Annotated in this window: 13 protein-coding genes; 9 read left to right on the forward strand and 4 right to left on the reverse strand. The window is 40.6% G+C overall.

Annotated elements, in window-relative coordinates; translation table 11 throughout:
• Window position 1: 1 nt before the first annotated feature.
• Genes IAG46_RS12030 through IAG46_RS12040 form a run of 3 tightly spaced genes read left to right on the forward strand, consistent with a single transcriptional unit; the run spans window position 2 to window position 3,574 of the window.
• Window positions 2-1,228 carry a nucleoside permease gene (locus IAG46_RS12030; protein WP_190810593.1) on the forward strand — a complete coding sequence of 409 codons (1,227 nt, stop codon included), beginning with the start codon at window positions 2-4 and terminating at the stop codon, window positions 1,226-1,228.
• A gap of 21 nt (window positions 1,229-1,249) precedes the next feature.
• Window positions 1,250-2,425 carry a sugar MFS transporter gene (locus IAG46_RS12035; RefSeq protein WP_190810594.1) on the forward strand — a complete coding sequence of 392 codons (1,176 nt, stop codon included), beginning with the start codon at window positions 1,250-1,252 and terminating at the stop codon, window positions 2,423-2,425.
• Window positions 2,426-2,437: 12 nt separating this feature from the next.
• Window positions 2,438-3,574, forward strand: coding sequence for a Gfo/Idh/MocA family protein (locus IAG46_RS12040; RefSeq protein WP_190810595.1), 1,137 nt, complete (start codon window positions 2,438-2,440; stop codon window positions 3,572-3,574).
• A gap of 45 nt (window positions 3,575-3,619) precedes the next feature.
• Here the strand turns inward: IAG46_RS12040 and IAG46_RS12045 are convergent, their stop codons facing one another.
• Window positions 3,620-4,084, reverse strand: a complete 465-nt coding sequence (locus IAG46_RS12045) for an ASCH domain-containing protein (RefSeq protein ID WP_190810596.1) — start codon at window positions 4,082-4,084, stop codon at window positions 3,620-3,622.
• 9 nt (window positions 4,085-4,093) lie between these two features.
• Window positions 4,094-5,797: a GMC oxidoreductase gene (locus IAG46_RS12050; protein ID WP_190810597.1), complete on the reverse strand. Its 1,704-nt coding sequence runs from the start codon at window positions 5,795-5,797 to the stop codon at window positions 4,094-4,096.
• A gap of 142 nt (window positions 5,798-5,939) precedes the next feature.
• Between IAG46_RS12050 and IAG46_RS12055 the strand changes: the two genes are divergently transcribed.
• From IAG46_RS12055 to nadD, 6 genes are all read left to right on the forward strand, one after another.
• Entirely contained in the window at window positions 5,940-6,992 is a 1,053-nt protein-coding gene (locus IAG46_RS12055; RefSeq protein WP_190810598.1) for a sugar phosphate isomerase/epimerase, read from the forward strand.
• On the forward strand, window positions 6,989-7,738 hold the full coding sequence (locus tag IAG46_RS12060) for a DUF1080 domain-containing protein (protein ID WP_190810599.1): 750 nt from the start codon (window positions 6,989-6,991) through the stop codon (window positions 7,736-7,738). Before IAG46_RS12055 ends, IAG46_RS12060 begins: the two co-directional genes overlap by 4 nt.
• Window positions 7,739-8,488 carry a DUF1080 domain-containing protein gene (locus IAG46_RS12065; RefSeq protein ID WP_190810600.1) on the forward strand — a complete coding sequence of 250 codons (750 nt, stop codon included), beginning with the start codon at window positions 7,739-7,741 and terminating at the stop codon, window positions 8,486-8,488.
• Between the two features lie 87 nt (window positions 8,489-8,575).
• The gene (locus IAG46_RS12070) at window positions 8,576-9,433 is read left to right on the forward strand and encodes a YicC/YloC family endoribonuclease (protein WP_190810601.1); all 858 of its coding nucleotides are present in this window, start codon (window positions 8,576-8,578) and stop codon (window positions 9,431-9,433) included.
• The gene (gene gmk / locus IAG46_RS12075; protein ID WP_190810602.1) at window positions 9,430-10,029 is read left to right on the forward strand and encodes a guanylate kinase; all 600 of its coding nucleotides are present in this window, start codon (window positions 9,430-9,432) and stop codon (window positions 10,027-10,029) included. The genes IAG46_RS12070 and gmk overlap by 4 nt, the downstream gene beginning before the upstream one ends.
• 3 nt (window positions 10,030-10,032) lie before the next feature.
• Window positions 10,033-10,617: a nicotinate (nicotinamide) nucleotide adenylyltransferase gene (gene nadD / locus IAG46_RS12080; protein WP_190810603.1), complete on the forward strand. Its 585-nt coding sequence runs from the start codon at window positions 10,033-10,035 to the stop codon at window positions 10,615-10,617.
• A 6-nt stretch (window positions 10,618-10,623) separates the two neighbouring features.
• On the opposite strand, the gene IAG46_RS12085 is transcribed toward nadD, so the two are convergent.
• Both IAG46_RS12085 and IAG46_RS12090 read right to left on the reverse strand, forming a co-directional pair.
• Window positions 10,624-11,733 carry a glycoside hydrolase family 130 protein gene (locus IAG46_RS12085; RefSeq protein ID WP_368668181.1) on the reverse strand — a complete coding sequence of 370 codons (1,110 nt, stop codon included), beginning with the start codon at window positions 11,731-11,733 and terminating at the stop codon, window positions 10,624-10,626.
• A 4-nt stretch (window positions 11,734-11,737) separates the two neighbouring features.
• Window positions 11,738-12,445 (reverse strand): DUF6503 family protein, encoded by a 708-nt coding sequence (locus IAG46_RS12090; protein ID WP_190810604.1) that lies wholly within the window; start codon window positions 12,443-12,445, stop codon window positions 11,738-11,740.
• Between the last annotated feature and the right edge of the window lie 26 nt (window positions 12,446-12,471).

Below are 12,471 nucleotides of genomic sequence, written 5' to 3' on the forward strand. Positions count from 1 at the left end.
CATGAATTCAAAAGTAAAGTTCCAGCTGTCGTTGATGATGTTTTTAGAATTCTTTATTTGGGGAGGTTGGTTTGTGACCTTGGGTATTTATTTGCCCAACACCCTTAAAGCCAGTGGAGGAGAAATTGCGTTGGCTTATTCCACACAATCGTGGGGAGCTATTATCGCCCCTTTTATTATTGGTTTGATAGCCGACCGCTTTTTTAATGCAGAACGTATTTTGGCCGTTTTACATTTGGCAGGAGCTGTTTTAATGTACCAAATGGCAAATGCCACCGATTTCAGTGTTTTCTACCCTTACGTATTGGGTTATATGATTATTTATATGCCCACATTGGCTTTGGTGAACTCGGTTTCCTTTAACCAAATGAAGGATCCTACCAAGGAATTTTCTTTTGTAAGAGTGTTTGGAACCATTGGATGGATCATAGCAGGACTAACTATTAGTTTTATAGGATGGGATAGCGAGGCTGGAGTACAAGAGGGGCTATTAAAAAATACATTTTTAATGGTAGCTGTGGCCTCCGCAATTTTGGGGCTGTTCAGTTTTACCTTGCCCAAGACCCCACCACAGGTATCCAAAGGAGAAAAGATTACCCTTTCCGATATTTTGGGGCTGGAAGCACTCAAACTTTTAAAAGACCGCAACTTCCTTATTTTCTTTTTGGCCTCCGTTTTAATCTGTATTCCATTGGCATTTTATTACCAGCACGCAGGTCAGTTCTTGGGTGAAATTGGAGTTTCAAATCCAGCCGGTAAAATGACAATAGGACAAGCTTCAGAAGTACTTTTTATGCTGTTGCTCCCCTTCTTTTTCAAAAAATTTGGATTTAAAAAGACCATTTTGGCAGGAATGCTGGCATGGACGTTACGCTACTTGTTGTTTGCCTATGGCAATGCTGGTGAAATGGCCTTTATGTTATTGCTGGGAATCGCCTTACACGGAATCTGTTACGACTTTTTCTTTGTATCGGGCCAAATATATACCGATTCCAAAGCTGGTGAAAAATATAAAAGTGCTGCACAAGGATTGATAACCCTCGCCACATACGGCATAGGGATGTTGATGGGCTTCTGGATTGCCGGTAAGATTACCGATATGCACCTAATCTCGGAAAACACACACGATTGGGGAAGCGTTTGGATCATACCTGCAATTTTTGCCCTTGCTGTATTTCTCTTGTTCGCCTTATTCTTTAAAAAAGAGAAGGTGGAATACACATCCTAAAACAACCAAACTAAAAATCACATGGAAAACGTAAACAAGAATCGATTATTTATAGCCTCCTGCGTGGCATTGCTGGTTACGGCAATGACCTTTGCAATTAGAGCAAGATTGGAGACCGTTTTTGGCCCAGAAGGGGTCGGATTGACATTAGAGCAAATTGGCTGGGCGTTTACCCCTGCTTTTTGGGGCTTTACTCTTGCCATGATCATTGGTGGACCGTTGGTCGATTCACTGGGAATTAAAAAGATTACTTGGATTGCTTTTATTACGCATGCAATAGGGATTACTTGGACAATTTTGGCCAAAGACCAAACATCATTATTCACGGCAACGCTTTTCGTTGGTATTGGGAATGGAATGGTTGAGGCTGCACTTAACCCCATGATTGCTTCGATGTACACAGAAAACAAAACAAAAATGCTGAACAGGTTCCATGTTTGGTTTCCTGGAGGTATAGCTATAGGCGGAGTTTTAGGGTGGCTCATAATGGATGTTATGGGATTGGGATGGCAAATAATGGTTGGAATATTATTTATTCCATTAATTATCTACGCATTTCTGTTTTTTGGACAAAAATTTCCCGTTACTGAACGTGTTCAATTGGGGGTGAGCAATAAAAAGATGATTGCCAGTCTGGGCAAACCCCTGTTTATTTTTATGGTGTTTTGCATGCTCCTAACTGCGGCATCAGAACTGGGAACCACACAGCGCATCGAATCATTGTTAAAAGAATCAGGCACAGTTCCCTTGTTGGTGTTGGTGTTTATAAATGGAATTATGGCGACAGGGCGAGCCTTTGCCGGTAAAGTAATACATAAACTTCAGCCAGCGGGAATGTTATTGTTTTCCGCAATATTCACATTCATTGGTTTATGGTTGTTGACCATAACAAGTGGAACGATGACATTTGCCGCAGCAGCAGTCTTTGCCGTAGGAGTCACTTTTTTCTGGCCAACGATGCTTGGCTTTGTTGCTGAATATTTGCCCGAAACAGGAGCCTTGGGACTTTCAATAATGGGTGGAGCAGGGATGCTGTCAGTGTCCGTGGTGTTACCCTTTATGGGAAAGTTGATGGATGATGCTAGTCCCATTGAGGCACTACGCACGATGTCGATTTTACCAGCGATTTTAATAGCCGCTTTCATTGGATTGTACATTTATATGAAAAAACGAAAATCAAATACGCAAGAAGCTTAAAAAAGAAAAAGAATGCCAAAGAAAATTAGACTTGGAATATTAGGAGGAGGAGGAGATTCACTCATTGGGGTATTGCATAGAGTTGCCTCTTTTATTAATGATAATTATGAAATAGTTGGGGCAGTGTTCAATCCAGACCATGAACAAAGTTTGGAATTTGCCAGAGAAATAGATATCCCTACCAATCGTATTTATAAAGATTTTGACACCTTGGTGGAGGAAGAGCTAAAACTTCCGGAAGATGAGCGTATTGAAGTTTGTTCCGTGCTGACCCCCAATTTTTTGCACTTTCCTATGGCTAAAAAGCTACTGGAAAATGGGTTTCATGTCATCTGTGAAAAACCTATGACCATGAACTATGAGGAGGCCAAAGACCTTCAGGAAGTACATGCAAATTCAGGAAAAGTATTTGCACTTACCCATACGTATACAGGGTATCCTATGGTGCGCCAAATGAGAGAGATGATCAAGGCTGGTGCTTTAGGCAAAATCCACAAAGTGGATGCAAGATACTATCAGGGTTGGATAAATGAGGTTATCCACGATAAGGAAAAGCGCTCAACCGTCTGGAGGTTAGACCCAAAAAAAGCTGGTATAAGTTCCTGTATAGGAGATATTGGGGTACACGCATCCAATTTGATTGAGTATACAACAGGATTGAAAATAAAATCCGTTTTATGTGACTTTAACTACCTCTATGATGACAATCTAATGGATGTGGACGGAACTGTCCTTGTTCGAATGGATAAACACGTAAAAGGTGTTGTCAGGGCTAGTCAGGTAGCAACAGGTGAAGAAAATGGACTGGCCATTGCTATTTATGGAGAGAAAGGAGCATTTAGATGGGAACAGGAAAAACCAAATTTCTTGTATAAAATGAGTGATTCGGAACCATTGCAAGTATACAAACCTGGACATGCATATAATTCCGAACTTTCATTAAACGCTTCCAAAATACCAGCCGGGCACCCTGAAGGTATTTTTGACTCTATGGCCAACATTTATCTGGGAGCGGCAAGGGCCATTCGCGGAGAAACATATAATGATGGGGAGTTTCCAACCATGCAAGATGGTGTGCGAGGAATGAACTTTATCGAAAGTACAGTCGCCTCCCATAAACAAGGAAATGTTTGGATAGATTTGGATTAATCTATTTTAAAAAAAAGAGAATAAATGGACGCCTAAGTGCGGCCATTATCTTTGAAAAATTTTTTCAAATTCTTCAAAAACCACAATCATACTTTCTCTCGGTATTTTATCGAATTCTGAAAGTTCACGGGTATAATAATCCCAATGGGTTTTTTGCCAATGTTCCAAACTTTTATCGCCTTCACCTTCCAAACGGGCATGATCCGAGTTAACGGCAAAATAGGGCACTAGTTTTACCGAGGTGGTACGAATAACACATTTGGCCTTACCGGACCAGTCTGTCACTACCGTAAAATCACCGATTCTGGGCATAGGGTCTTTGCGGCTCTGAATACCTAACAAAGAATGTGAGGTGGCCCTTTTAATATCTTTACATACCAAATTGACACAATTGTTTGCATCCTTTTCATTGTCACAAAAGTGTATAACTTTTGGTGCATCTTCGGAAGCGAATTCCAAGTGGGCGTCTAAAAAATCACCCCATAAATTTCGGGCAGAAGCGTTTTCCATAGTAGGTATTTAAGAAAATTTATGTTGTTTAAATTGTTCAGCAGCATGAATGGCAGCCCGTACAGTAAAGGCCATATAGGTCAAAGACGGGTTAACACAGTTCGCAGAGGTCATAAAGCTCCCATCGGTCACATAAACATTGGGCACTCCGTGCACCTGATTATGTTTGTTCAAAACTGAATTTTTGGGATTATGGCCCATTCGAGCACCACCCATTTCATGAATGCCCAAGCCAGGACCTGTTTCCCTATCATAAGCTTTTGCATTCCTAAAACCGGCCGCCTTTAACATGGCAACCGCTTCCTCTTTTATGGCTTCTCGCATGTTCTTTTCATTTTCTTTGAACTCAACATCAAAATCCAATTGAGGAAGACCCCATTGGTCTTTTTTATCCTTGCTCAAGGTAACACGATTATCATGATAAGGCAACATTTCACCAAAACCGGTCATCCCTATTTCCCAACCTCCGGGTTTTAAAACTGCTTCTTTAAGGGCTTTTCCGTAACCCAATTCAGCTACCATTTCCGACCAATTGGATCTTCCTGCACCTCCTTGATAACCAAAACCACGCAAAAAACCGGTTCGCTTGGTCTTTTCATCCAGATTTACAAAACGTGGAATGTAAAAACCATTGGGCCTCCTTCCTTTATAATATTTGTCCAGATGACCGTCTACTTTTGCCGAAGCGCCCAATTGATAATGATGATCCATAATGTTCCGGCCAACTTCGTCATAATTGTTGCCAAGACCGTTTGGAAATGTCTTTGATTTGGATTGCAACAAGATTCCAACAGATGCCATTGCCGAGGCACATAGGAATACAATTTTTGATTTAAATTCTATTTTCTCTTGGGTTTCCGCATCAATGATCCTTACCCCAGTTGCCTTTTTTTGAGCATCGTCATAAACCACCTCGTAAACAATAGAATTGGGACGTAGTGTCATATTGCCGGTTCGTTCCGCAGCGGGTAAAGTTGAGGAATTGCTGCTAAAATAGCCGCCAAAAGGACAGCCTCTCCAGCATCTATTTCTATATTGACAGGGTCCACGACCCTCAAAATTAGTTGTGTTTTCTGTAATGTGGGCAGCCCTGCCTATGGTTAAAAGTCTTCCATCCTCAAAATTGGTGCCCATTGATTGTTGTAATTCCTTTTCAACACAATTTAATTCCATAGGAGGTAAAAATTGTCCATCAGGTAATTGTTTCAAACCCAATTTTTCGCCACTTACACCAATATAGGATTCCACTTTGTCGTACCAAGGAGCTATATCATTATATCGAACGGGCCAGTCCACCGCGACCCCTTCTTTTTTGTTGGCTTCAAAATCAATATCACTCCAGCGATAACTTTGGCGGCCCCAAGTAAGGGAACGACCACCGACTTGATAGCCCCGAATCCAATCAAAACGTTTGGTTTCTTGATAGGGATGTTCCAAATCATTCACAAAAAAATGCTTGACATCCTCCCGCGGCGCCCAACCAACTCGAAGCTGCTTTTGATATTTTTCCTTCTCGGAACGAGATAATTCACCTTTTAATGGATAGTCCCAGGGGTCATCGTTCATGGTTTTGTAATCTTCCACATGTTTCACCATGGGTCCACGTTCGAGCACCAAGGTTTTTAATCCGTTTTCGCACAACTCTTTTGCGGCCCAACCTCCTGTTATGCCAGTTCCTACCACAATGGCATCATAAACAACATTTTCATTCATTATTGTGCTGTTTTAATTGTTGGCGAATCGCTATATTTATGTCTTTCCACAAGGAAAATGAAAACATCATAATATTTTTCTTAAATATAGGTGATAAATCCTAAAACCTTAAGGATTTATCAATGCTAAAAAATTGATTTAAATGAAGACAATTAAAGGACCGGCAGTATTTCTTGCTCAATTTGTGGATAGCCAGCCCCCGTTCAATTCGTTGGATGGACTTTGCAAATGGGCATCTGGATTGGGATATAAAGGAATCCAAATTCCGACCTGGGAATCGTTTTTGATAGATTTGGATAAAGCCGCCGAGAGTCAGGATTACTGTGATGAGTTGAAGGGAAAAATCAATTCCTACGGATTGGAGATTACGGAACTTTCAACCCATTTGCAGGGGCAGTTGGTGGCCGTGCATCCAGCTTACGATATTATGTTCGACAATTTTGCTCCAGATGCCGTAAAGAATAACCCCAAAGCTAGAACCGAGTGGGCTATAGAAACCGTAAAAAAAGCGGCTACGGCAAGTAGAAGATTGGGGATAAAGGCCCATGCCACATTTTCAGGTTCATTACTTTGGCACACGGCCCATCCATGGCCGCAAAGACCTCCGGGATTAGTAGAGATGGGTTTTGAAGAATTGGCCAAAAGATGGATGCCAATTCTCGACCATTTTGATAAAGAAGGAGTAGATGTTTGCTATGAAATTCATCCTGGTGAAGATTTGCACGATGGAGATACTTTTGAACGTTTTTTGGAAGCCACGGGCAATCATAAAAGAGTAAATATTTTATATGATCCTAGCCATTTTGTGCTGCAACAATTGGATTACATCACCTATATTGACCATTATCATGAATTTATAAAATCGTTCCACGTAAAAGATTCTGAATTTAATCCAACTGGCAAGAAAGGAGCTTTTGGAGGATATAATGATTGGGGTGATCGCGCAGGAAGATACCGCTCTCTTGGAGATGGACAGATTGATTTCAAGACCATTTTTTCCAAATTAACACAATATGGTTGTGATGTTTGGGCCGTCATGGAATGGGAATGCTGCATAAAAAGTCCTGAACAGGGTGCTATGGAAGGCGCTAAATTTATTCAGGATCACATCATAGAAGCGACCACCAAAACTTTTGATGATTTTGCTGGTTCTGAAACAGATACTGAAAAACTTAAAAAAATATTGGGATTATGAAAAAGCTTGTTTTGTTCACGGTTTTAGCGATAACCTTTGCTTGCAAAGACAAACCAAAGGAGGAACCAAAAGAAGAAGTTACCCAGGAAACTGAAGCACAGATGAATTCCGGAGAAACTGGATGGACCGTTTTGTTCGATGGCACCTCATTCAATGGATGGCATTTGTACAATGAAGGAGAAATAGATGAGCCCTGGACGCTGGAAGAAGGCACTATGGTCTTTTATCCTCCAAAGGAAAAAAAGAAAGGAGAAAGTTATAACATAGTTACCGATAAGGAATTCACCAATTTTGTACTGTCTTTAGAATGGAAAATATCAAAGGGAGGCAACAGCGGCATTTTTTGGGGTGTTTATGAAGGAGAAAAATACGGACAACCCTATCTGACAGGACCAGAAATACAGGTTTTGGACGATGAAAACCATCCCGATGCAAAAAATGGAACCACCCATCAGGCCGGAGCACTCTATGATATGATTGCGCCATCCGAAAAAGTGGTAAAACCAGCTGATGAATGGAACACAGTTGAGTTGACAATAAACCACGAGACCAATCAAGGGCAGGTACTACTAAATGGAACAAAAATTGTTGAATTTCCAGTTCACGGTCCAGAGTGGGATGACATGGTCTCCAAATCCAAATTTGCAGGTTGGGAGGGCTTTGGCGCCTATAAAACCGGAAAGATTGGTCTACAAGATCATGGAGATATTGTAGCCTATAGAAATATTAAAATCAAAGAACTTTAAATGTCCAAAAGATTATTTCTAGCATTGCTGAGCGTATCAGCTATTGTATATAGTCAAGAAAAAGAACCAACCAATCCCGAAGCTACAGAAATTTATAAGCCAGTCCCGCCACGAGTAGTTGCTGGCGAGTATGGGACTGCTCCAAGCGATGCCATCGTACTATTTGACGGAAAACATTTTGACAACTGGATTAGCAGTGTTGACAGTACCGCTGTCAAATGGCATTTAAACAAGGATGGCAGCATGACCGTTAAGGATAGAACAGGAAATATCCAAACCAAACAGAACTTCGGAAGCATACAACTGCATTTGGAATGGAAATCTCCTAAAGAAGTTCAACGCAATGGGCAAAATAGGGCCAACAGCGGGGTGTTTTTACAACAACGCTATGAACTTCAAATTCTGGATAACAATGACAATTCCACATATGTTAATGGACAGGTTGGAGCCATGTACAAGCAAGGTGTTCCGTTGGCCATGGCATCATCACCCTCTGGTGAGTGGAATACGTATGATATTATTTTTCATGCTCCTGAGTTTAGCAGAGGAGGAAATATTGTAAAACAAGCCACAGTTACCTTACTGCATAACGGTATATTGATTCAAGATCATTTTGAAATTGAGGGCACCATCGAATATATAGGATGGCCAAAATATGAAGCTCATGGCAAAGCTCCATTAATGCTGCAAGACCACAACGATAATAGCAGGGTGAGTTTCAGAAATATTTGGATAAGAGAACTTGATTAAGGATAAAAATCTTCGGATATCCTCTTTTTTGTAAAACTAAGCCAAAGCCCATTTTTAGTTACCTTTGCCAAAATTTAATCATCCCATATGATTCAATCCATGACCGGTTTTGGGAAGCATGTTGTGCAGCTTCCTTCCAAAAAAATCACCATCGAACTTAAATCCCTCAACAGTAAAAATCTGGATATCAATGCTAGGATCCCACAATTTTATAGGGAAAAAGAACTGGAATTACGCAAAATGATTGCTGATGTGCTGGTTCGGGGTAAGGTCGACTTTGGACTGTATGTTGAAATTACCGGTGAAGAAACAACCACTGAGGTCAATCAAGGTGTGGTAAAAAAATACATGCAGCAACTGGCCAATATTACAGCAGGTGATGACCTAAAATTGCTTGAATTGGCTTTGCGCATGCCCGATACCATGAAAACCGAGAAGGGCGACATTGACCAAACGGAATATGAGGCCATAAAGACGGCAATGAAAAAGGCCCTATCTGAAATTTCGAATTTCCGTACAGAGGAAGGACAAGTCTTGGAAAACGACTTTGTTGGCCGACTTAAAAATTTAAACCAATTGCTTGAAGACGTCAAAGCCATGGATCCAGAAAGACTGGATACAGTTCGTGAGCGTTTGGAAAAAGCAGTGACCGACCTAAAGGTCGAGTTGGATGAAAACCGGTTTGAGCAAGAACTCATCTACTATCTTGAAAAATACGACATCACTGAGGAAAAAGTGCGCTTGGCGAATCATTTGGATTACTTTGAAACCACATTAAAATCCGAAGACTCCAATGGAAAAAAACTTGGATTCATTGCCCAAGAAATAGGAAGGGAAATCAATACCATTGGTTCCAAAGCCAATTATGCACCCATGCAACAACTGGTGGTGCAAATGAAAGATGAGTTGGAGAAGATCAAGGAGCAAATGCTTAACGTGCTATGAAAAAAGGGGGAAAGCTCATTGTTTTTTCGGCTCCTTCGGGAAGTGGTAAAACTACCATGGTAAAGTATCTTTTGGAACAACCAGAATTGAATTTGGCTTTTTCCGTTTCTGCCACCTCACGACCTAAGCGGGGCGATGAAAAGGAAGGAGTAAACTATTACTTTATTTCCATTTCAGATTTTAAAAAACATATCAAAAAGGAGGATTTTCTGGAGTGGGAAGAGGTATACCGAGACAATTTTTACGGAACCTTAAAAAGTGAAGTGGAACGCCTTTGGGCCGAAGGGAAGAACGTTATATTTGATATTGATGTGGTTGGAGGTCTTCGCATAAAAAAGAAATTTCCAGAGGAAACCCTGGCAGTATTTGTCAAACCCCCAAGTGTTGACGAATTGAAAATCCGGCTAAAAAAGCGAAGCACAGAAAGTGACGATAAAATTAATATGAGGGTTGCCAAAGCATCTGTTGAGCTGGCCACAGCACCTCAATTTGACAAGATTATCAAAAACTACAATTTGGAGGTTGCGCTAAAAGAATCCCATCAATTGGTGGCAAATTTTGTGGGAGCGACCGTTCCAAGTTCAGAAGAAGAATAACAAATGAAACAAGTAGGGCTGTACTTTGGAACGTTTAACCCTATCCACATAGGCCATTTGGCCATTGCCAACCATGTGGTGGAGTATTCAGACCTTGACGAGGTTTGGTTTGTTATTACACCACAAAGTCCTTTTAAAACCAAACAATCCCTGCTAGATGACCATCATAGGTATCAAATGGTATTTGAAGCCTTACAGGACTATCCAAAGTTGAGGCCCAGCAAAATCGAGTTTAATTTACCGCAACCCAATTACACCATTAACACCTTGGCACATTTGGATGAAGAATATGGAAGTGAATATCAATTTGCGTTGATAATGGGAGAGGATAACCTAAAAAGCTTCCATAAATGGAAGAATTATGAGACCATCTTGGAAAATTATGCTATTTATGTTTATCCAAGAATTTCCGATGGGAAAATTGAACATCGGTTTCAAGATCATCCGAAAATCAATAATGTTGATGCCCCGATTATGGAAATCTCATCCACCTTTATCCGGAATAAGCATAAAGAGGGTAAAAACGTTAGGCCACTACTACCAGAGTCTGTGTGGAAATATATGGACGAGATGAATTTTTATAGGTAAAGCAATCTATTTTTCACAAGTCACTACTCCAACCATACTATCCGCGGTTCCATAATATAGATGCCAGATTCCATTGAACAGCACAAGACCCTCCAAGAAAGTGGTGCCATCTGCATATTGACCTGATTTTTCGAAAGGTAATTCTGGCTTAATGAATGGTGTTGTGCAGCGATCTAGCAATTTCCAGGGTTCTTTGGAATCAAAAAGTGCCTGGCCACCTGTGTAAACTCTATTTCCCAAGTCGCTTACACCGATATTTTGCGAATTCCCCGCATTGTAGAGAACCACAATTCCGTCTTCAGTTAGAACAGGTGGAGGACCAGCCTCGACCAACCATGAATCAAAATAACCTGGTCTTGGACTTAAAACAGGGGCAAGGGTGCCTTCGTAAGTCTCCACCGGTGTCCAATCGATCAAGTTGTCGGAACTAGCGAGCCAAACGTGAGGTACGCCATAATACATCCAATATTTCCCATCGATTTTGGTGGCAACCAGTTTCCCATTTTTAAGTTTGGTTACAATGGCACCGGACTTTGTTTCTCGATTACCGTATTTGCCTTCCTTATGGTTTTTGAAAACTGGACCGTGCTTTTTCCAACGCAAAAGATCTGTTGAAGTGGCCACCGCCAGTCTAGGGACTTGACGGTTCCATTGGGTGTAAGTGAGCACATAAAGGCCTTCTTCAGTTTCCACTAGCCTAGGATCTTCCACACCTCCTGGCCATTCATTTTCTTTTTGACTGTCATTGGCAGGATAAAATATGGGAGATTCATTTGTAGTATATGATTTCCCGTCCTTGGAAATCGCCAATCCAATTCTTGAAGCATGACCTCCTATTTCCTTTTCCCCCAACTTTTCTTCGGCCCTATATAGGACATGGATTTTACCGTCCATAACAATAGCCGCCGGATTGAACGTTGCCATTGATTCCCAATACACTTTTTGATTTTTGATAGGATCTACAAAGGCTGAGGTACTATTTTTTTGAATAATAGGTTGGGCATTCTGAGCTCTGAGAAAAGGACCCATCATCCATGATTTTTCCATTTCTTGGGTGAAACAGAAAGATGCCTGGGTTACTGCAATCAATAAACAAATTCGAAGTTTTGGATTCACGTCATCAATTTTTCATTAGTATATCGGTTCCTAAATACTTATCATCTTTATTATAATACCAAGCTCGGGTTTTGGGCATTTGAATACCTTGGATTTCTTCCAATCCCTTAAGTAGAATATACTCGCCATCATTTTTGGTTTCATCGTGGTAGAATTGATAGACCTCCATGGCATAGGTGTTGGGATCAAAGTAGAAGTACCAGACATCTTTGCCCACCTCTTCTTCATAATTTACCTTTAAAACCAAATATTTTTTCCCTTTGAAGGTTTTGGTCAACACTTTTTTGCCGAGAATGGAACCAGGATCTTTGAGTTTCATGGGAAGACCATAGAGATAGGTATAATAATTTCGCATCATGCTACCACGTTCACAAGTTAAGCGATACGTTTTATGGTCTTCTTCCGAGATGTTGGTAGCACCATTTAGACGAATAACACAATCTTTCTTGTCATAAGTATAGGAATAAGAAACACTATCCTTTTCAACCTGAAGAGTAAACTGTTCTCTGGGAATATTTAGGTTAATGATACTTAATCTATCTGTTGATTTTGGTGTTTTCATTAATACCTGGAAGGTATCATCCAACTTGGACCATTGATTATTTGGGTCATGAAACATTATGGCCCTGTCCAGTAATTCTTGTGATGTTATTGATTGTGCCTGATTGGTATTAGAAACAATGAATATAAAACCGATAATAATCCAGCGCATATGTAAATGTATGAAAATAAAAATTC

Origin of the sequence: Flagellimonas sp. S3867 (assembly GCF_014698935.1) — a bacterium.
Taxonomy (GTDB): domain Bacteria; phylum Bacteroidota; class Bacteroidia; order Flavobacteriales; family Flavobacteriaceae; genus Flagellimonas.